The sequence below is a fragment of the Methanoregula sp. genome (assembly GCA_026625165.1).
In the GTDB taxonomy this organism is placed as follows: Archaea; Halobacteriota; Methanomicrobia; order Methanomicrobiales; family Methanospirillaceae; genus MVRE01.
In genome coordinates, this window is the sequence record CP112999.1 from 1,643,722 (window position 1) to 1,662,279 (window position 18,558).

Consider the following 18,558-nt stretch of genomic DNA (forward strand, 5'->3'; position numbering starts at 1 on the left):
TTTTTAGGATTTCTTTGCTTCCTTTCCCTCGGCCTTCTTATGTTCGGCCTTTGGCGCGTCAGATTTCTCCGGTTTCTTTGGCTCTGATTTCTTGCCTGACGCTTTCTTCTCATGTTTGCCGGTTTCGGCTTTCTTTGGCTCTGCCTTGTGCGGCTGTAACTTCTTAAGGACCGGCGGCGGAGGGTTTTTCACCGTATCCAGTGCCATTGCATCCATAAACGACTGCCCGTCCGGGGAGACGCGCCGCCCGGTCTTGTCATGCACAATAAATTTGCACGCCTCGAGCTGCTGGAGCGCCTTGCGCAGGATGGAGCCGCTGCCTTTGCGGAATGCGTTTGGCTTGGAGCCACGGTTCTTTTTCCCACCGTAGAAGCTGCGCATCCGCTGGACTCCCAATGGACCGTCCACGTAGACGCGCCTCAATACTGCCGCCGCGCGGACATACCACCAGTCCGGATCTTCGGGCGGCATCTCTTTATGGACACCGGTCTTTGCAAAAGATGCCCATGCCGGCGGCTTGATTTCCTGCCGAGATTTGAGCGCTTCTGCGACCTTTCGGATAAGAAGGTCAGCCGGTACATCGTACACGGTTGTCATATCTGGACCTCACTGTTGCTATAATAAATAACAGTCTTATCTTATTTGCGAAGTAAGTTCATATATATTTCGAGCGAAAAAAAGACGGCGGTTCCGATTGATGTAATTATGGAGCACGCCCTGTTTTTTTGCGCCGGGCAAGCACTAGAGTCCTCCCCCTGACCCCGATGAGGTCTGATCCTGTCCGGTGTGCAATTGCCTCCGGGTCGATATCGGTGTTATGCAGCCATTTGACCTTGATGAGCGTGCGCTTTTTAAGCTGGGCTTTGATCTCATCGATCATCGTATCGGTGCAGCCGGACTTTCCAATCCAGACGGTCGGCTTTAAGTCCTGCATCGACCGGTCATTTTCCATTTTCAGCATCCCTCCCTACCGGGTACCGCCGTTTTTTTTTGCAGGCCAGACAGGTGACCACCACATTGCCACCGCTGATCCGCACCCGCGAGGTTCTTCCCGGTACGAGAAACGAGGAGCAGTTCCGGCAGAACTGCCGCCTGAGGTCACGGTCGATCCGGATCCGCTGGCGCATTGCTATCCTCCGTGCAATCTCTACATACCGGCTGCTCAATTTTGGCTGCGTGGAAAATCCTGCTTCTGCTTGTGAAAAGAGCACCGCTATTCGCTCGCGGGCGATCTTTTTGGTCTGCGGGGTGCGGGAACGCTCTTTCATGGGAAGTCCCTTTAATCTCGCATACGTATCGGTGTCTGATGTAAAAAAGGAAGGGGCTTCCAGAATTTAATGGATACGGACCTGACGCCCCTCGATCACGAGCCGGTCCTCACAGAAAAGGCGGATCGCTTCGGGCAGGCAGCGGTGCTCGTTTTCGAGGATTCTGGCAGCGAGCCGGTCCTCATCATCATTTTCGAGAACGGGGACGCATTGCTGGAGGATGATCGGGCCGCCATCAAGGTTTTCATCAACGAAATGTACGGTGCACCCCGAGATTTTAACGCCATGCCGGATTGCCTGCTGCTGCCCGTGCAGCCCGGGAAACGAGGGGAGCAATGCCGGGTGAATGTTGATCATCCGTCCGGCAAATGCCTGCACGATCTCTCTTCCAACAATCCTCATGTAGCCGGCAAGCACGAACAAATCGGCATTGCAGTCCTGCATGGCATGCAGCAGCGCCCGCTCATAGACATCCCGGGACGGGAATGATGTGTAATCGACAACGGTAAACGGTATACCGGCCGTTTTTGCCCGCTCAATCGCATATGCCTTGGGATTATCGGTGATGAGCCGGACACACGATGCAGGCACCTTTCCGTCCCGTATGGCATCGATCACTGCCTGAAAATTCGACCCCCTTCCCGATGCCAGTACAGCAACCCGTTTTGTCATGGCAGGCTACCTTTCCGGCTCATACCGGCCTTCCTTCACGGCCGCTATCGTCCTGCATCTGGTGTACGACAACCTTCACCTTCACAATCCTGCGCCCGCGCATCTGCATGACCATAAGCGTAAGCCTGCCTTCATCGATTTCCACCTTTTCTCCCGGGTGTTGGGGGATATGCCCAACGCGGTCAAGTAACAACCCCCCAATCGTTTCATATGATTCATCCACCGGAAGGCTGATGCCCAATTGTTCGTTGAGATCGTCGACCCACATCTGTGCGTCCACGACATACACGCCATCGCTTAGCTTCTGGACTTCAGGTTCTTCCTTATCAAATTCGTCCTGTATATCGCCTACGAGCTCCTCGAGAATATCTTCGACAGTAACAATCCCGACAAAACTGCTGTATTCATCGATCACGACCGCGATCTGCACACGTCGCATCTGAAGCTCCTTTAACAGGTCGTCAATCTTTTTTGTTTCCGGTACAAAGGTGGGGTCGTACATGATCTCCGTAATTGAGGCATCTTTCCGGCGGGTGACCATGGCGGAAAAAACGTCCTTTACATTCAGGATGCCGGTGATGTTATCAATCCTGTCATGGAACACAGGGATCCGGGAGAATCCTGTCTCGTTGAAGATCCGTATCGCTTCCTCAAACGTCGCAGTGTCTTCCATCAGGATCACATCAACGCGGGGCGTCATGATCTCCCGCGTTGTCGTATCACCGAACTCAAGTACCGAGTAGAGCATGTCCTGCTCCTCCTGCTCAATGGTTCCTTCCTCGGTCCCTACATCGATCCACTCCTTGATTTCATCTTCGGTCACTGATGCTTCCAAGGGGTTGCGGTGAAGGCGTAGTGAACGGGTTACACGGTCAACTACCCAGATCGCAGGCGAAAGGAGATACGAGAGCCAGAGGATCGGCCTTGCTACAGTAAGGGCAAAACCTTCCGATGCCCGTGCTGCGTATACCTTGGGCCCGATCTCTCCGAAAACGAGCATGATCAGTACCACAAACCCGGTAGCGATGCCTACTCCGATATTTCCAAAGATCTGGATGGCAATTGCTGTTGCAATGGCTGCAGCACCGACGTTGACGATATTATTGCCGATAAGGATCGTAGTGAGCAGGTGGTTGGGGGACTCCTTGAGAAGGGCAAGTGCCTCGGCACCGCTCCTCTTTTCGTTGACGAGCATCCGGACTTTTGCACGGGTGATCGAGATAAGAGCTACTTCAGAACCCGAAAAAAACGCCGAGAGGAGCACACAGGAGATGAAAAGAGCGATATTGAGGGGATCGATGATCATATAATCCCCGCCGCAGCACGGCAATAATAAAGACGGATTTTCATAGAGCAGGTAACAATACTCATAAGGCGGGAAATAAGATAAAATTAGCGGACTTCAGAAGTGCACAGCTCCAAAAAAATTCGATCGGATATGAGGATCGCGATCTTCTCCTGTGCGGTGAGCGGGTGGGAAAAGTTCAGGTCCTCGATCTCAAGAGTGAGCGGACCTGTATACCCGCAATCCCTTATCGCTCCGACAACCCGTTCCATGTCAGGATGGTAGTCAAGCGGGAGGTGAAGGTGCTTATTCTCAACCCTGCTAAGGTGTACATTTGCGAGACGATCACCGCAAAGCTCAATGTAGGTGAACAGATCATCCGGCCGGCGGGACATCGCATGCGATACATCAAGAGTAAAGTAGAGCCATGGCTCGGCATCGAGCAACTCGCGCATTCGTTCCGGAGTGCAGAGCAGGGAGTTAACAAGCGGTTCCATGTTCTCCATGCTGATCATGATACCCGTCTTTCCTGCTTTTTCACGGAGGATAGAGATATAACGGTCGAACCGGATAAAATCCGCATCAGATGGCGGGCGTTTTGCAGTTCGCCTGCCCGGGTGCACTGTCAGGACACCTGCACCCAGGCACTCCGCAAGCCGGATTGACCGTACGATGTAATCAATGGACACTGCTGCAACCGTTGGGTTAATTGAGCAGGGGTTCAGGTCCAGGATTGGGGCATGCACCGTCACTGACGGGATTTCCGGATGGTTCTTTATGCATCCATTCATCTCATCAACCGGGCAGTTCCGGAGCCAGAAATCGGGGGTTTCGATCCAGACTTCTATCCCGGTTAACCCTGATGCACTTACATACGAGAAAATCTCTTCGCACGCATACTCGTGGAAAAACATGCTGGAGACGGCGAAAACAGGCATGATAATACTCATTAATATCTATTTTGCGCATAATAGTTGTTGATGGACTGGTTTTACAGCACAGATAACACGCTGGCGGAAAAACCGGGAGAGAGACACACGGTTGATGGAAAGACTGCTCCGCTGAGGGTATCGGAAGTCTCGGCAATTATAGAGAGTCTGCTTGACGATGAGCGCCTGCAGGAGATCTGGGTAAGAGGAGAAATCACCAAGTACACCCGCAGTTCCCGGGGGCACTGTTATTTCACCCTTGCCGAAGGTAAGGGGGCAAATATCTTGGCGGTGATCTCGTGCGTCATGTGGCGATCCGATGCCGACCGGCTGTCCTTTACCCCTTCTGATGGCATGGAGGTCATCGTATCCGGCTCGGTCGCCGCTTATGCCCCGCAGGGCAGATACCAGCTCAAGGTGCACGAGATTCTCCAGGCAGGGATTGGGGAAAAGTACCTTCTCATCGAGCAATGGAAAAAGGAGCTGGCTGCCGAGGGCTGTTTTGCAGGAGAACGAAAACGCCCGCTGCCACCATTTCCCTTAAAAGTCGGTGTCGTAACATCAGAGACCGGAGCTGTGGTCCATGATATCAGGACCGTCATCTCCCGACGCTTTGCGGTCGAGATCATCATATCTCCGACTCTGGTGCAGGGAGAAGATGCGCACCGCCAGATTGCACAGGCAATCCACCGTCTCAAAGACTCGGTGGATGTTGTGATCATCGCCCGGGGTGGTGGAAGTTTCGAGGACCTGTTCCCTTTCAACCACCCGGATGTTGTCAGGGCGATCGCGGCCTGCCCGGTTCCGGTGGTCTCGGCAATCGGACATGAAGTGGATGTGACCCTTGCCGATCTCGCCTCAGATATCCGGGCAGCTACGCCATCCGCTGCTGCAGAACTTGTTGTCCCCGATAAAAAAGTTCTGCAGGTACAGATAACAGAGATATGGTGTCATCTAGGTACCCTGTTGATTGACCGGATCTCGCAGGCAAAAACGGCAGTAAGCGATCTCAGGGACAGACTCCGTCCCCAGCGTTTTACAAAAAAGATTGATGAGAAACAACAGGTGTGTGCCGATCTTGCAGACCGGCTCGAGCGGGCGTTTGCAACAAGGATCGAACGCGAATGGCTCCTGCTATCGGAAATGACAACATCGCTTGTCGCAAGAAATCCGCTTGCTGTGCTTGCCCGGGGGTTCTGTGTAGCAGAAAAGGACGGTATGCTCGTAAAGAGTGTGGATACGGTGGTTCAGGGGGACCGGCTCAGGATCCGGTTTTATAATGGCAGGAGCCATGTAATCGTGGAGCGTGTGGAGCATGACGGAAACATATGAGCAGAAAATTGAGAGATTAAAACAGATAATCGAAAAGATTGAAGACGGAAGCACAAGCCTTGACGAGAGCATCCGGCTCTATGAACAGGGAGCGGCGCTGGTGAAGCAATGCGAGACGCTCCTTTCCGAAGCACAGGTAAAGATCACCACGCTCAGCCGGGACCCCTGACGGTCATTGTCACAACCATTGGCCGTCCTGCCTTCAGGTGAGTGATAATGGTTATGGGGAGCGTCGCTGCAACATGGTCCGAATGGATACCAATGGTCCTGCCGCAGACAAACGAACTTTTTCTCCACACACAATCAGTCCTGTGATCGAGTACCATCGCGGCACTCCCTTCTGACTGCACCTCGATAATAAAACCTTCACAGGCGAGGGTTGTTGTAAGCTTTGCACCATCACGACAGAGGATATCCCTGAATTCTGTTGAGAGCCCAGCTGCTCCTTTATCCGCTCCCACACCGATGATACAGTGCCCGTTTTCCGATAGCTCCTCTTCCATGGTCACTTCAAATGTTGTCGGGTGGCTCGCTGATACGAGCGGGTGACCCCGGCAGCGGATGATTTCGGTTGCCTCCATGCTTTATTAGGTGAGGGTCGCTATTGATAATCAATGTTTATTACCGGCTACTGCCCTGAATGCAAGGAGGAGTGCGAACACGAGGTTATTGCAGATGCCCGGGACAGGCTGGTCCGGTGCACGACCTGCAACCATGTCCAGCGGCTTAAACAGGAGAGAACTTCCGAACCCATAACCGTCAAGGCGATCGTTTCCCGCGAAGATAGTTCGATAGTATGTGGGATTGACCTTATGCCGGACGACGAATGCTCGATCGATGATCACCTTGTGGCGGAATGTGGCGATGACGCCTTTGGCGTCGAGATCACGGGAATCGAGACTGGTGAACGGCGGGTCCAGCGTGCCCGTGCAAAGGCGATAACATCCCTCTGGACAAGGGTGATCGAACAGGTGGTCGTCAAGATCTCGGTCCATGACGGCAGAAAAACCATCCCGTTGTATAAGGAATGTGAGGGGGAGGATACGTTTGTCGTCGGGGAAATCTATACGGTTCAGCAAAAACGTTTCAAGATAACCCAACTCAAACTGCGGGACGGCCCCCTTATGCGAAAAGAGGGCTGGAAAACTGTTGCGCACCGGATCAAACGGGTTTACGGATACCGGTTATAGGTATTTTTTTATCGCGCCTTCGAGCTGCTCGCGTTGCACCATACCCTCGAACCGCTCTTTTTGTATCCCATCCTTTTCGATTACAATGGTAGGTGTCACCTTGAGGGAATATTTTTTAATATATTCCGGCGCTTTCACTGCATCGATCTCATCAATAGTGACCTGAAGAGCCTGTGATACTTCGCGGTTGATCGGGCTCTGTTCCATGCAGCCCATGCAGCCGGGCTGGAAAAAACAAATGATGCTAACTGCCATAGGTAAAGGAATGCACCAACGGAAATAAAAAGGATGTGGTGGGTTGAATTTAGCGGTTGCTGATAGAAACAACCCGTACATCAATCGTGGGATAACCAAAGTTGATGACGACCCCGTCAGCCGATTTTTTTGTCACTTCCCCGATCCGTATCGAGTACGTGGATGCAGTCGAATTTTTTTCAAGTTCCGGGGAATCGGAGACTCCCATGGCAATCATATCCCCGGTCTGGATCTCGGTCAAGTTCACTCCATTACTCTTCAGCTGGGCGGCAGACCAGGTCTGGGTCATCGAGTCCCGGAAGGGGATACTGATAGATTTTTGTTCATTTGTTTTCATACCTACAATACCCTGACTGATAGCATCGGATTCACTGCCGAAAAGCGCGAAGGTTTTTGTCCATCCACTATCAAGTGAATACACAGGTATCGGGATAACCGCTTTTATCGAGCTCTGGTTTGCCTGGATGGCGAGTTGTTTTGAAAAAAATATTCCCTGACCTGTACCGGCCACCTGTTGGTAAAGTTGCTGGTCCGTGGTGACCAGAGGGGACCCCTGAGCATCACGTATGGTGTAATCTATCGTTACGATCTCGCCCGGCTGTATACCGTGGAGCGAGGTGATCCACCCGGAACCCATGGATGAGACCACCATGAGTACCACAAACAATACGCACCCAACGACAGCGAGCACCTTGTATATATTCCTGACCTGCTCCTGTTTTTTCTTTTTTTCACCCATGGGAAAAATCCTCCTTCTTAGTACATCCTCCTGTTGAGATAAACCATTCTGATTTGGTTTAAAAAAGGGATTGGTTCTGCCAGAGAAATTATGTATATTACTGGAATAAGAAAATTAATTATAAAAAAACTTACCAAAAGTTATCCCAAACGGTGCAGACTGTGGGGAATAATCGTACAGGGAGGGATACATAATGGTATGGAGACGATATCCGTTTGAAACGATGAGACGGGACATGGAGGAGATGAGAGCTGAACTGGAGAACATTATCCATCAGACATATGCAGAAGGAAAACTGCTCCCGCCGGGTGGTGTTGGTGACCGGATGCTCCCTGCACTCCGGGGCGAATTCCGGGTTGATGTCAGGGAACATGACGATGAAGTGGTTGTTGTTGCCGATTTGCCAGGTGTCGGGAAGGAGAATGTATCAATACAGCTCTTAAACCCGCGGGCGCTGGAGATTGCCTGCGAACACAAAGGGGAGAAAGAGGAGAAATCCGAGGGTTATTATATGCGGGAACGTATCTATGGTTCGATGCGACGTATTGTTGCGATGCCTGCTGACGTCACCGAACATGCCTCAAATGCAAGCTTCAAAAATGGGGTGCTCGAAATCCGGCTCCGGAAAGCAACAATCCAGCCCGGGTCACGCATACAGATCGAATAAATCGTTTTTTTTTTCGATGAATTCAAGTAATCTGCGCCGCAAGCTGTAGTGATGGATAAGAAAAAGGTCAGAGACTACATGACCTACGATGTCGTGTGCGTCGATCTCGACGGCACGGCCCATGATGTCATGGAAAAGATCCAGACCACGCACCACGATGGATTCCCGGTTGTTTCTGGAGATGAGGTCGTCGGTTATATTTCAGCACGGGACCTTCTGTTTGTCCAGCCCCAGACCCCTGTTGAAAAGGTAATGTCCGGCAACCTGATTGTCGCAGATCCCGATATGAGCATCAGTGATGCAGCTCGGGTGATCTTCAGGTCAGGGATCCAGAAGCTGCCGGTGGTTGACGAGAAAAACCACCTCTTGGGGATCATCTCAAACTCCGATGTTATCCGTTCCCAGATCGAACGGGTTTCCCCGGAAAAGGTCTTCAATTTTATTACAACATTAAAAAAACTGTATGGCGTCGACCCTGCACTCAACCGGGGCACCGTGCCGATTTCCGATCTTCTCCCCACTCAGTCAAAGATTTATGAAGACGAACTTGAGGGAAGGATTTACGAGATCAAAAAAGGGCTCGCCGAACCGATTATTGTGGTAAAGCGCCCGAACCGCATCATCCTTGTCGACGGGCACCACCGGGCTGTTGCCGCAAAAAAACTTGGGATTACCGCACTTGATGCTTATATAATCGAGATTTCAGAAGATGTGGAACTGGGGATGGAACGGACTGCAATCTCGATGAACCTGCACACACTTGACGATATACAGGTTCTCGACTATGCCCGCCATCCGCTTGTCGCGCTCACGCACCGGCTTGGGAAGAAAAGTTAGGAGCCCTCATATCTGAGGTCGAATTTTTCATTCAGCACGTGCTCTTTGACAATACTCCCATCCGGAATGATCACTTCTGGCCAGATCCGGGTCTTTGAATGCACAACAACATTGTCCCGGAGCACCACGCGTGGCCCGATCACCGTGTCGTTCTCGATGCTGCAATCCCCACCGATATGGGTGTCGATATCGATGATACTACCGGAGATAGTGGAATTCGCACCGACGATCACCCTGTTATAGAGGGATGATGAAAAGATCTTGACATTATTTCTCAGGATGCATTTTTCCCCGATTGTCGTATAGGGCCCGATAAGAACATCATCCCCTACAGTTGTTCCGGCACCGATTGCAACCGGACCTATGATGCGGGAGTTCCGGCCAAGTGTAATTGCATCGCCAAGCTCAACAGGGCCCTGCACATGCGCTCCCCGCATGGAGAGGTCCCCGTTGATCGTGGTCGACGCCATATCAGCAAGCTTCCAGCGTTCTGCCTGACGCAGCGACTGCGGGCTCCCGACATCAGTCCAGTTCCCCCGGGCAAGCCACCCTTTGAGGGGGTGCCCCTCCTCCATGATCCGGGGGAACAGATCCCGGGCAAAATCAAACTTTTTTCCAGCAGGGATATGGTCAAAGACTTCAGGAGAGCAGACATACATCCCGGTACTTGCGAGGTTTGAAAATATTTCCCCGGGAGCGGGTTTCTCTTTGAACCTTTTAATATCGTAACTGACATCGATCTCAGCGATACCATATTCACCCGGGTCATCGATGGATATCAATCCGATAGATACTGCTGCTTTTTCAGTTTTGTGGGCACGGTAAAATTCCAGTACATTCAGGTCGGTGACATGATCCCCGCCCACAACAAGGAAATCCTGCCCGTCCAGATATTTCTGGGCATTTTTCACGCTCCCTGCCGTACCAAGCTTAGTCTTCTCGCGAACATATGTGATTGTGGTATTAAATAACGAGCCGTCGCCAAGTGCTTCTTCAATTGCCGTCCCAAGATATCCGAGAGTGATGACAATATCACGGAACCCAAGGTTGGAAAGGTGTGTGACCAGATGTTCAATAGATGGTCGGTTGACAATCGGGATGCAGGGTTTTGGCCGTTCGAACGTGAGGGGGCGCAGCCGCGTTCCCTCTCCCCCGCACATAATACACACCTTCATACCAGTGTTTTTTGTGCTGAATTGTTTTAATTATAGTGTTGAACATAACATCCATGACCAGTCGCAGCCTCAAAAGAGGCCAAAATTGGTCTGTATAGGAGTTGGTTGTGTTAACATTAAGGTAGAAAACCCAGAGTTTTCGACCAAATACTGATGTCTGATTATTACAGGGAAGATCAGGGATGAAAGATAACCTGTACCGGATAATTCCGGTAAAGAACGGGAAGGTGCAGTGCCTTGAAAAAAAAGAAGAACCGGTCGATCATTGCCGGTTCTGCATACATGCACGGGAATTTTGTATCGATGGGAGATTTGTAAAATCCCCCTCGCTTGCCTATTGCACAAAATGCCATGTGACAGATGAAGTCGATTTAAAAAAAGCCGAGTCCGTAAATTGTGCTGACCGTCAGGGCGAGGGTTTTCACAGCATCGCCAATATTATCGGTTAACCTTTAGTGAGAGTAATCTCTGCTTTTTACCATTATTTATTATAATTTTCCGTTGTCAGCCTGACGATCTCATCTACATCGACATATCTTTCATAGATTTCAGCAAGTTCGTCATAGGGGTCTTTTTTCCGCGCACTTATTGGTGTATACTTCTCTTTTTTCTTCACAGAGAGATATGAAAGGAGTGCATTTGCTGCAGACAGGTTCTGGAACAACCCGTGCATATATGTCCCAAACACCAGACCATCTGCACTCACCCTGCCGTCTCCGGCAAATGCTTCACGGTTGCTGCCCGGATCGGTTTCACCCATATGGATTTCATAACCGGTGACTTCACCCATCCCCGAAAGAATGGGGGGAACATTACGTGCACAGCGGGTGACCTGCCGTGTGGTCTTGTTATAGGAGATAAACCGGGTTACACCATCGAGCAGACCCAGACCCGCGTATGTCCCTTTTTTCGATTCGAACCCATCATCAATAAGCGTTTTTCCAAGCATCTGGTACCCGCCGCAAATCCCGATAACCGGAACGCCACGCGACCGGGCATAAAGGATCCTTTTATCCATCCCGCTTTTTTTCAGGTCATGCATATCTTCAATGGTATTCTTTGTCCCGGGAATGATAATGCAATCATAACCTTCAAGCGAAGCCCCCAACGGCACATACTCAACCGCTGCATACTGTTCGAGCAGCTCGAAATCCGTGAAGTTGGAGATCCGGGGGAGCCTCAAGACTGCAATCCGGATACCAGCATGCCCCGCTTCCTTGTCGTTGATGGAAAGCGAGTCCTCGCTGGGGAGAGGTAAATCAAAGTACGGGACGACCCCGAGTACCGGGATCCCTGCCCGCTGCTCAATCAATGAGATCCCCTGTTCAAAGATCAAGGGATCTCCCCGGAACTTGTTGATAATAATCCCCTTGACCAGTTGTCTGATATCGTCTGGCAAAAGATCGAGTGTCCCGAGAATCTGGGCAAAGATTCCCCCACGTTCGATATCGGCGACGAGGACCATTGGGATCTTCAGCGCCCGTGCCAATCTTACATTTGCGATATCCCGGTCATAGAGATTAAGTTCGGCTGCACCTCCAGCACCCTCGACAATGACCTGCCCACATGTTGCGAGGAGCCGTCTGTACGCTCCCACGGCCTGATCCAGCAGATTATCAGTCTCCCGGTAGTAGTCCGAGATCGGCACATCCTTATACGGGCGGCCGAAAAGGACAATCTGTGAAACACAGTCCCCTTTAGGTTTGAGAAGGACTGGGTTCATGTCCGTGTGCGGGAGTATTTTTGCCGCTTGTGCCTGCATTGCCTGCGCCATGCCAATCTCCCCCCCTTCATCAGTCACAAAGGAATTCAGGCTCATGTTCTGGGACTTGAACGGAGCCACAGCAATTCCCCGGTTCACGAAGCATCGGCAGATAGCAGCAGCGGTCACACTTTTTCCCACATGTGAGGCGGTACCGATCACAAACAATGACATTTATCAAAATATACTTGAGCCGGGCGGTGTAAAAAGGCACCAGTCCGGCCTTATACACAAAGAAACAAAGAGAAGAACTGTCAGGCAATGCCAAGGAATAAATAAGCAGAAAAGATAAAAAGTAGTCATAATGATTGGTGGGATTTGCCCGACGTGTGGTCTACCGAAAGAACTTTGTATTTGTGAGGAGGTAGCAAAAGAACAGCAAAGGATCAATGTAAAGGTCAATAAACGCCGGTACGGGAAAGAAGTCACCGTAATCGAAGGGCTCGACCCGACCGATATTGACCTTGAAGACCTCTCAAAATTCATGAAAAGCAAGCTTGCCTGCGGGGGAACTGTCAAGGGAAACTCGATCGAACTGCAGGGCAATCACCGGGACCGTGTCAAGGAACTGCTCACCGTAAAGGGCTATTCTGTCGATAATATTTCCTGATGATTTTATATTTTTTCTTCTAAAAAATTGTTTTTATTATTTACTGTCCCTTATTTTGGGACGGGTTTATCGCATTTTTATGGGATGTCTCATTTGGGCTTCCACAAATAAGACTGACACTGGCAGTACGGTAACATAACCTGCGGAATCTTTCTTCAATAGGAAAAGATTGTGAAACAGGGAATGATTGAAGTCCCGAAAAAAATTAAATGAAGAACCGGAACGTCACCCATGCGATGATGAGCATTATAGCAGAATATTTAAGTCCGGCAATAATCCTTCCTTCGCCCATTACCCCTGCCATGAACCCGGAACAGAACCCTTGGATCATCGCTCCATGGGAAAAGAGCCTCTTGTAGGTTGCAATATTAACGCCGCCCATAAACGATCCCCCGGCACCGGATTTGGCGGCTGCTTCACCGGCGGTTGCCATCGTTGTAAGGAATGTACTGACAAGGATTGCGATAACAAACAGGAACACAGCAAATGAGACCAGGACGATGACTACATAGATCATCATGTTGTTGCGCCGTTCCTGGGCAAGGTTAACAACTTCAAAAAGGTCGTTTGCCGCAGCCCGCAATACCTCGCTCACATCGCCCCCTGCTTTGCTTGCCTTTGCTATAAGATCCACGCTGCGATCGGCAAGTTTGGTGCCAAGACCACTCCCGAAATGATGGAGCGCCTCGACAAAACCAACACCCCATGACATCTCGTTGTCCAGTTTCTTGATGTGCGGGGTTAGTGTCCCGTACTCGGCTCCTGCGACAAGGTGAACGGCATTGGGGAGCGTCATACCGGAATCGTTCATTCCGGCAAGATCACGGAAGAAGTTGGGTAACGATTCCTCGAGTCTTTTTACACGGAAGTCCTCTTTCAAATCGAGCAATGCAAGGGGTACAATTGCAATCAGGATTGCAAACACAAGAAAATCATCAATGATAGTGGTGTCAAAGAGTACGGAAATCCCGTATGTCCGAACTTCTGTAATAAAACCCCCGAAAAAGACGATTATCGATAGAGGGATACACACAATCAGAATATTAACCGGTTTTTCAGTCAATACCTTGACCGGGTGTTTGAAAAACCGCCCGATACCCTCGCGGGTTTTGTGTTCCTGATCGATTTTTTTGGTGATCTCGTGGACTTCTTCCTTGACCTTTACAAGATCCTTATCAGGGAGTTTTGTCCCTTTGAACTTCCCGCGGTTGAGCAGGTTATTAATAGTCTCCTTCATTCCCATGTTATGTCTCCGGGGTCATGGAGTCGATCATAATCACAAACATCATCGTGCCAAACGGGATCATCAGGTAAATGACTGCATATAGCATCAGCGGGGTCTTTTCTCCACCGAGCACCGACATGATCGACTGGAGGATGATCAAAAACAGCATGCCGGCAACAATTGCCGTCACATAGGATTCTGCAATCAGCCCAAGCGTGTCCAGAAACTGTTTCTGGGACTGGCGGTTCTCAAGTGCGTACTGTTTTGCCTTTGTCCGGAAATACTCGGTGAGGTTTCCGCCCGATGAGATGCTCGCCATTGCTCCCTGAAGGAACTCTTTCATCCGCGGGCTTGGGGTGCTTGCGGATACAAGACGCAGGGCGTCAATAAGATCCCTCCCGAATATATCAATCTCCCGGGCTATATACCGGGCTTCTACGGCACTCTCGCCATAGATAGGGCTGTCCCCAAGCAACCTGAAAACTTCTGCCGGGGTGATACCGGCTGTGGACATAGAGGTAATATAATTGATCGCATACGGGATGCTTGAATCTATGCTTCTTCTTCGGTTCCCTGCGGTAATATTCGGGTAGATCAGGAAAGCGATATAGGTAAAACCCCCGAAAAAGGCGAGCGAAAATATGACGGCAAAAAGGGTTCCAAGGATAAGGCTGTATGCTGAAAGTCCAAAAATAACATCTGGGACCTGTCCCTTGTACATTTTGGCGATTAATGTTGGGAGGTCAAGCAGGTACGTCACTGAACCGAGCACCACCGCCATGCCGATTCCCACGATAAAGGAACTCACCAGTGCAGTGGATAGGTAGACTTCGAACGGTGTTTTGGAACGGGAGGACAAGAGATCGTTTCTCAGGCTCGCGTACTGTTCCCGCTGTGCCTTCATCCTTTTGCCTAACAGGTTAAAGCAGAACCGCTCGTAACTATTCATAGAGGTCTTTCCTCACCTTTTCAATGACCGCTTCCGGATCCCGGTGGTACGAGATCAGGATCTTTGCCACGTCCTTGTAGTGCCGGATTTTCTTGATCCGCATCCATTCCAGTACTTCCTGCCTCCGTTTGAGCTCCTCACGCATCCGGTTTTCGCTCCAGCCTTTCGCCTCCATGATCTCTTCGAGGAGGTAGGATTTTCCTGAATAGTTGATCTCATCAGTAGCCGACCGCCATTTGAAGACCTCGTTCGTGATCAGTTCGTTCGTCCTCGGATCGATATCAAGAATTTCGACGATCTGCTTATTCCTCCTTATCCGTTTGCCGCCGACCCGCGCCTGCACCTGGATACAGATGAAATCAAGGGCGGACAACATGTTCCTCGGGACGTCCATCGGCGGGTTTTCGAAACGGTGCACAACACTTGAAACCGAGTCCGCATGCGTGGTAGAATAGGTAGTATGGCCGGTACTCATCGCCTGGAAGAGTGTCTGGCATTCCTTGCCACGAACCTCACCCACGATGATGTATTCAGGACGCTGTCGCATTGCTGCTCGCAGGAGTTCGTACATGTTGATCTCCCCCCGTCCCGCCGCATCGAATGAGTCCCGTGTGACGCTTGGTATCCAGTTGGGATGGGGGAGTTTGATTTCACGGGTATCTTCCAGCGAAACGATTTTCGCCATCGGGGGGATGAAGAGTGCGATAGCATTGAGCGATGTGGTCTTCCCTGATGCGGTTCCACCCGCAAAGATGGCAGACTTCCCGTGTTCAACACAGAGCCATATATATGCAATCGACAGCGGGGCAAATGTATGCCATTCAATGAGATCGGTGGGCGTGATAGGTTCATCCTTGAACTTACGGATAGTGAACGTCGAGCCATGAGCGGTGACTTCCTGCCCCAAGGTCATCTGGATACGGGAACCGTCGCTCATTGTTGCATCAAGGATCGGTTCCGCAATAGAGATGTATTTTCCTGCCCGCTGTGCGAGTTTTGTAACAAATGAGTCCAGTTCCTCAGCATTATGGTATGAGAGGGTTGTTTTCATCGATTCGTAGCTGGCATGGTATGCAAAGATCACGCTGTTCACACCGTCGCACGAAATATCTTCGATATATTTGTCGTGCATGATCGCATCGATCAGCCCGTCGCCGATAAAATCCTTGGACATGTTATAGAAAATTTTTTCGCGCTGTATCGGGGATAGCTTGAGCCCGTAATCATGTATGATATCGTCGGTGACGGCACGAAGACGGTTCCGGGCGTCATCTTTGGAAATATCCTTGGTATTGATATCAAGGGTTTCAAACAGACGTTCCTTGAGCTCTTTTAACAGGTCTTTTTCAGGTTCGGTAAGAAGCGGTTCGAGCACCATGTAGGTATATTCATGGGTGGCATGGTCATAGATAATCCGGACATACGCATAGGGTTCGTTAACAGGGTAGACCTCAATCTCCTCTAATCCGGGTTTCGGCTGGAACGCAAGATCAACCAGAGGACCATGAATCTTGGCATTATACTGCTCCTGGTCTGATTTAATGCCTTTAAAAAGGCTCGAGAGACCGAACTTTTTAAAAGGAGTGATCCCTGATGGTTTTTCCGAGATGACATCCCCTTCAAAATCGATATCCTTAAAGCCCGAACTTGAGAATTCACGCTGCCAGATCTCGTTGATCTCGGGGGGGAGTGATCCGGTGCCTTTGCCTTCAAAGACATTGACACGCCCGTGGAGTTTGAGTTCTTCGATCTTGAACGTAGCTCCTTTGGGGAGGATCAGCCCTGACAGATCTGAAATCTGGTCAACCGATATGATCTTTTCATCGCTTTCAGTCTTTGGTGCGGTGCCCATGGCTCCGGCCACTTTTCCTGCCGGGGGAGTGGTATCGGGTTGAGCCCGGGGGGGCTGAAGGATTTTTTCAGGCTCATCAAAAATGTCGAATTCTACAGGAGGGGGAGAGGGGGAAGGCTTTTCACCGGGAACAGGCTCCGGTGAACCAATTTCTGCCATGATCTTTCCCATAGAATCGCGAACATCCTGTACACTCAATTCCTTGACGCTTCCGGTAGTACTATTACCTTTAGTGCCATCCTTTGAAAGGGGAACAGTATCAGGAGCGGCCTCCGGTGACATGGGTTGTGAGGTACTCTGAAGGTGGGATTCTGTGCCAAGGGGGACTTTCTCCGGAGAGTGAGTTGTCGCTGACTGCAGGTCCTGTTGTCTTGACTCGTTTATCTTTTTGATAAGGTCGCTCAAGTCGCCGGTACCTGAACCAGCAGTCTCTTGTGCAAACCCGGCAGGTTTTTCCTGTTCAGCCTTCTTTTCTGGTTCCTTTGGCTTTTTTAAAGCGCCAAGGATCTTCATCAGCGATGAGTCCTCTGGTTCTTCCTGATCTGTCATACTTTATTCCCCCCGTTAATCGCAACTGGTAATGAATAATCTGCCTAATTGATAAATCTCCATTTTAGTATATCTATTCTCTGGAAGTAACCGGATTTTTGTTTTTTGCATATTCTTTTGATAAAAAAATATTCATCAAGCATCATGTCTTTTGGATGCATAACCTTAAAGCCAGAATTCAGGCTACTCCCCCAAGATCCGACTGGAGATTTTTTATCGCCACCCGGACCAGCCCTAGCTGAGCGTCGTTATGGGTAAACACACATAAAAACAGGTCACCACATGGCGCAATGATGATCTTGTTTGTGGCAGTCTCAAGGATAAGCTGGTCAAGCTCGCCCATATCCATCTCCCTGGTGATCTTGAACCCTGCACGCAGCAGGTCTTCTGCGAGTGCAGCAACATGCTCGAAATCTGCTTCTCCCAGCGACTGGACTGAAAAACCCTCAAAAAACGCTGATATGGCGATAACCCCGGGAAGGGTCAGCATCTTTTTGAGTTTTGTTTCGTCAAGTAGATGCGGGAGGTGCGCCACCGGTTCTTTTTTTTGTATTCCAAGCATCAGTCCTTCGTTGTCGCATACTTCAACCGCTTTCTGGAATTCGTCTTCACTATACAAGCGGAGCTTGAATGTCTGATGATATCCTGCCTCATCGGATTGGACGGAACCCATGTGGTCGAGGGCTGATTTTCCCTTAAACGAACCACTCATATCCTTAAAATATGCAGCAATCAGGGTACCGTGATTGGTGAGCAGGAAGCCCTGCCCCAGCTGCGTATCGATCTCAACTGCTCCCCTGAATCCCATCAGCTGCTGGTTTGCTTCCTCACCCTGCGGGTCTGTAATAACCCCGCCATCGGTCCCTGCTGGAAGTTTCATGATTATAGGGCAGCGATAATCCGTTCCTTATTTTTCTTTAATTCGTACCGGATCCTGCCAATATTGGAGGAGCTGTCAGCAACTATCGCAATCAGTTCATCTGCGGAGAGTGGTGAAAGGATGATTGGACCTTTTTCCAGCTCAACGAGCATCTGGGATAGTTCTCCTTTCCCAAGCGTTGTGCCCATTGCTTCCGATGTGCCAAGACCCGTCGATGCCATGGCGCCAAGTGCTTCTATATCGACCTTTCCCGAGACCGCACTCTCAATAACAAACCCATCCCTTCCAACAACCACTGCTGCTGATACTCCTTCAACTTTCAAAAATTCCTCGAGTAACGGCTTTAACATCGTATCACCACTGATAATTGAATTGTTCTCGT

General features: G+C 50.3%; 23 protein-coding genes. 7 read left to right on the forward strand and 16 right to left on the reverse strand.

Annotation, left to right across the window (positions count from 1 at the left end; all coding sequences use genetic code 11):
- Positions 1-3 precede the first annotated feature (3 nt).
- The 6 genes from OS112_08600 to OS112_08625 form a co-directional block, all read right to left on the reverse strand.
- Positions 4-597, reverse strand: coding sequence for a 30S ribosomal protein S19e (locus tag OS112_08600; protein ID WAC04513.1), 594 nt, complete (start codon positions 595-597; stop codon positions 4-6).
- A gap of 106 nt (positions 598-703) precedes the next feature.
- Entirely contained in the window at positions 704-952 is a 249-nt protein-coding gene (locus OS112_08605; protein ID WAC04514.1) for a YhbY family RNA-binding protein, read from the reverse strand.
- Positions 942-1,268 (reverse strand): ribonuclease P, encoded by a 327-nt coding sequence (locus tag OS112_08610; GenBank protein ID WAC04515.1) that lies wholly within the window; start codon positions 1,266-1,268, stop codon positions 942-944. Before OS112_08610 ends, OS112_08605 begins: the two co-directional genes overlap by 11 nt.
- A gap of 66 nt (positions 1,269-1,334) precedes the next feature.
- On the reverse strand, positions 1,335-1,940 hold the full coding sequence (gene purN, locus OS112_08615) for a phosphoribosylglycinamide formyltransferase (GenBank protein WAC04516.1): 606 nt from the start codon (positions 1,938-1,940) through the stop codon (positions 1,335-1,337).
- A gap of 19 nt (positions 1,941-1,959) precedes the next feature.
- Entirely contained in the window at positions 1,960-3,246 is a 1,287-nt protein-coding gene (locus OS112_08620; protein WAC04517.1) for a hemolysin family protein, read from the reverse strand.
- Positions 3,247-3,332: 86 nt separating this feature from the next.
- Complete coding sequence (locus OS112_08625; GenBank protein WAC04518.1) at positions 3,333-4,163, reverse strand: sugar phosphate isomerase/epimerase; 831 nt, start codon at positions 4,161-4,163, stop codon at positions 3,333-3,335.
- Between the two features lie 42 nt (positions 4,164-4,205).
- Here OS112_08625 and xseA point away from each other — a divergent pair, with 42 nt between their 5' ends.
- The gene (xseA, locus tag OS112_08630) at positions 4,206-5,486 is read left to right on the forward strand and encodes an exodeoxyribonuclease VII large subunit (GenBank protein ID WAC04519.1); all 1,281 of its coding nucleotides are present in this window, start codon (positions 4,206-4,208) and stop codon (positions 5,484-5,486) included.
- Positions 5,470-5,655 (forward strand): exodeoxyribonuclease VII small subunit, encoded by a 186-nt coding sequence (gene xseB, locus OS112_08635; protein WAC04520.1) that lies wholly within the window; start codon positions 5,470-5,472, stop codon positions 5,653-5,655. The genes xseA and xseB overlap by 17 nt, the downstream gene beginning before the upstream one ends.
- Here xseB and OS112_08640 read toward each other — a convergent pair.
- On the reverse strand, positions 5,639-6,067 hold the full coding sequence (locus OS112_08640) for a DUF371 domain-containing protein (protein WAC04521.1): 429 nt from the start codon (positions 6,065-6,067) through the stop codon (positions 5,639-5,641). The genes xseB and OS112_08640 overlap by 17 nt on opposite strands.
- Before the next feature lie 33 nt (positions 6,068-6,100).
- On the opposite strand from OS112_08640, the gene OS112_08645 reads away from it, so the two are divergent.
- The gene (locus OS112_08645; protein ID WAC04522.1) at positions 6,101-6,676 is read left to right on the forward strand and encodes an HVO_0476 family zinc finger protein; all 576 of its coding nucleotides are present in this window, start codon (positions 6,101-6,103) and stop codon (positions 6,674-6,676) included.
- On the opposite strand, the gene OS112_08650 is transcribed toward OS112_08645, so the two are convergent.
- Complete coding sequence (locus OS112_08650) at positions 6,671-6,931, reverse strand: thioredoxin family protein (GenBank protein WAC04523.1); 261 nt, start codon at positions 6,929-6,931, stop codon at positions 6,671-6,673. The genes OS112_08645 and OS112_08650 overlap by 6 nt on opposite strands.
- Before the next feature lie 49 nt (positions 6,932-6,980).
- Positions 6,981-7,670 carry a hypothetical protein gene (locus OS112_08655; GenBank protein ID WAC04524.1) on the reverse strand — a complete coding sequence of 230 codons (690 nt, stop codon included), beginning with the start codon at positions 7,668-7,670 and terminating at the stop codon, positions 6,981-6,983.
- A 193-nt stretch (positions 7,671-7,863) separates the two neighbouring features.
- Here OS112_08655 and OS112_08660 point away from each other — a divergent pair, with 193 nt between their 5' ends.
- Positions 7,864-8,337, forward strand: a complete 474-nt coding sequence (locus tag OS112_08660) for an Hsp20/alpha crystallin family protein (protein WAC04525.1) — start codon at positions 7,864-7,866, stop codon at positions 8,335-8,337.
- A gap of 51 nt (positions 8,338-8,388) precedes the next feature.
- Entirely contained in the window at positions 8,389-9,174 is a 786-nt protein-coding gene (locus tag OS112_08665; GenBank protein WAC04526.1) for a CBS domain-containing protein, read from the forward strand.
- On the opposite strand, the gene OS112_08670 is transcribed toward OS112_08665, so the two are convergent.
- Entirely contained in the window at positions 9,171-10,349 is a 1,179-nt protein-coding gene (locus OS112_08670; protein WAC04527.1) for an NDP-sugar synthase, read from the reverse strand. The two genes, OS112_08665 and OS112_08670, sit on opposite strands and share 4 nt — an antisense overlap.
- A 182-nt stretch (positions 10,350-10,531) precedes the next feature.
- Here OS112_08670 and OS112_08675 point away from each other — a divergent pair, with 182 nt between their 5' ends.
- Positions 10,532-10,798 carry a hypothetical protein gene (locus tag OS112_08675; protein ID WAC04528.1) on the forward strand — a complete coding sequence of 89 codons (267 nt, stop codon included), beginning with the start codon at positions 10,532-10,534 and terminating at the stop codon, positions 10,796-10,798.
- Between the two features lie 32 nt (positions 10,799-10,830).
- Here OS112_08675 and OS112_08680 read toward each other — a convergent pair whose 3' ends face one another.
- Positions 10,831-12,285, reverse strand: a complete 1,455-nt coding sequence (locus OS112_08680) for a cobyric acid synthase (protein ID WAC04529.1) — start codon at positions 12,283-12,285, stop codon at positions 10,831-10,833.
- Positions 12,286-12,415: 130 nt separating this feature from the next.
- Here OS112_08680 and yciH point away from each other — a divergent pair, with 130 nt between their 5' ends.
- Positions 12,416-12,721, forward strand: a complete 306-nt coding sequence (gene yciH, locus OS112_08685) for a stress response translation initiation inhibitor YciH (protein ID WAC04530.1) — start codon at positions 12,416-12,418, stop codon at positions 12,719-12,721.
- Positions 12,722-12,926: 205 nt separating this feature from the next.
- Here the strand turns inward: yciH and OS112_08690 are convergent, their stop codons facing one another.
- The 5 genes from OS112_08690 to OS112_08710 form a co-directional block, all read right to left on the reverse strand.
- Complete coding sequence (locus OS112_08690) at positions 12,927-13,964, reverse strand: type II secretion system F family protein (protein WAC04531.1); 1,038 nt, start codon at positions 13,962-13,964, stop codon at positions 12,927-12,929.
- Between the two features lies 1 nt (position 13,965).
- Positions 13,966-14,895, reverse strand: coding sequence for a type II secretion system F family protein (locus OS112_08695; protein WAC04532.1), 930 nt, complete (start codon positions 14,893-14,895; stop codon positions 13,966-13,968).
- A complete protein-coding gene (locus tag OS112_08700; protein WAC04533.1) occupies positions 14,888-17,296 on the reverse strand; it encodes a type II/IV secretion system ATPase subunit in 2,409 nt (802 codons plus the stop codon). The genes OS112_08695 and OS112_08700 overlap by 8 nt, the downstream gene beginning before the upstream one ends.
- A 178-nt stretch (positions 17,297-17,474) precedes the next feature.
- Positions 17,475-18,176 carry a roadblock/LC7 domain-containing protein gene (locus OS112_08705; GenBank protein WAC04534.1) on the reverse strand — a complete coding sequence of 234 codons (702 nt, stop codon included), beginning with the start codon at positions 18,174-18,176 and terminating at the stop codon, positions 17,475-17,477.
- A gap of 2 nt (positions 18,177-18,178) precedes the next feature.
- The gene (locus OS112_08710) at positions 18,179-18,526 is read right to left on the reverse strand and encodes a roadblock/LC7 domain-containing protein (GenBank protein WAC04535.1); all 348 of its coding nucleotides are present in this window, start codon (positions 18,524-18,526) and stop codon (positions 18,179-18,181) included.
- Positions 18,527-18,558 lie beyond the last annotated feature (32 nt).

Excerpts from the sequence above, each read along its gene's own strand:
- yciH (WAC04530.1), top strand. The coding sequence starts at position 12,416 with ATGATTGGTGGGATTTGCCCGACGTGTGGTCTACCGAAAGAACTTTGT.
- OS112_08660 (WAC04525.1), top strand. The coding sequence starts at position 7,864 with ATGGTATGGAGACGATATCCGTTTGAAACGATGAGACGGGACATGGAG.
- OS112_08680 (WAC04529.1), bottom strand. The coding sequence starts at position 12,285 with ATGTCATTGTTTGTGATCGGTACCGCCTCACATGTGGGAAAAAGTGTG.
- OS112_08670 (WAC04527.1), bottom strand. The coding sequence starts at position 10,349 with ATGAAGGTGTGTATTATGTGCGGGGGAGAGGGAACGCGGCTGCGCCCC.
- OS112_08710 (WAC04535.1), bottom strand. The coding sequence starts at position 18,526 with ATGTTAAAGCCGTTACTCGAGGAATTTTTGAAAGTTGAAGGAGTATCA.
- OS112_08640 (WAC04521.1), bottom strand. The coding sequence starts at position 6,067 with ATGGAGGCAACCGAAATCATCCGCTGCCGGGGTCACCCGCTCGTATCA.
- purN (WAC04516.1), bottom strand. The coding sequence starts at position 1,940 with ATGACAAAACGGGTTGCTGTACTGGCATCGGGAAGGGGGTCGAATTTT.
- OS112_08675 (WAC04528.1), top strand. The coding sequence starts at position 10,532 with ATGAAAGATAACCTGTACCGGATAATTCCGGTAAAGAACGGGAAGGTG.
- OS112_08610 (WAC04515.1), bottom strand. The coding sequence starts at position 1,268 with ATGAAAGAGCGTTCCCGCACCCCGCAGACCAAAAAGATCGCCCGCGAG.
- OS112_08605 (WAC04514.1), bottom strand. The coding sequence starts at position 952 with ATGGAAAATGACCGGTCGATGCAGGACTTAAAGCCGACCGTCTGGATT.
- OS112_08705 (WAC04534.1), bottom strand. The coding sequence starts at position 18,176 with ATGAAACTTCCAGCAGGGACCGATGGCGGGGTTATTACAGACCCGCAG.
- OS112_08625 (WAC04518.1), bottom strand. The coding sequence starts at position 4,163 with ATGCCTGTTTTCGCCGTCTCCAGCATGTTTTTCCACGAGTATGCGTGC.
- xseA (WAC04519.1), top strand. The coding sequence starts at position 4,206 with ATGGACTGGTTTTACAGCACAGATAACACGCTGGCGGAAAAACCGGGA.
- xseB (WAC04520.1), top strand. The coding sequence starts at position 5,470 with ATGACGGAAACATATGAGCAGAAAATTGAGAGATTAAAACAGATAATC.
- OS112_08690 (WAC04531.1), bottom strand. The coding sequence starts at position 13,964 with ATGGGAATGAAGGAGACTATTAATAACCTGCTCAACCGCGGGAAGTTC.
- OS112_08650 (WAC04523.1), bottom strand. The coding sequence starts at position 6,931 with ATGGCAGTTAGCATCATTTGTTTTTTCCAGCCCGGCTGCATGGGCTGC.
- OS112_08655 (WAC04524.1), bottom strand. The coding sequence starts at position 7,670 with ATGGGTGAAAAAAAGAAAAAACAGGAGCAGGTCAGGAATATATACAAG.
- OS112_08645 (WAC04522.1), top strand. The coding sequence starts at position 6,101 with ATGTTTATTACCGGCTACTGCCCTGAATGCAAGGAGGAGTGCGAACAC.
- OS112_08700 (WAC04533.1), bottom strand. The coding sequence starts at position 17,296 with ATGACAGATCAGGAAGAACCAGAGGACTCATCGCTGATGAAGATCCTT.
- OS112_08620 (WAC04517.1), bottom strand. The coding sequence starts at position 3,246 with ATGATCATCGATCCCCTCAATATCGCTCTTTTCATCTCCTGTGTGCTC.
- OS112_08600 (WAC04513.1), bottom strand. The coding sequence starts at position 597 with ATGACAACCGTGTACGATGTACCGGCTGACCTTCTTATCCGAAAGGTC.
- OS112_08695 (WAC04532.1), bottom strand. The coding sequence starts at position 14,895 with ATGAATAGTTACGAGCGGTTCTGCTTTAACCTGTTAGGCAAAAGGATG.
- OS112_08665 (WAC04526.1), top strand. The coding sequence starts at position 8,389 with ATGGATAAGAAAAAGGTCAGAGACTACATGACCTACGATGTCGTGTGC.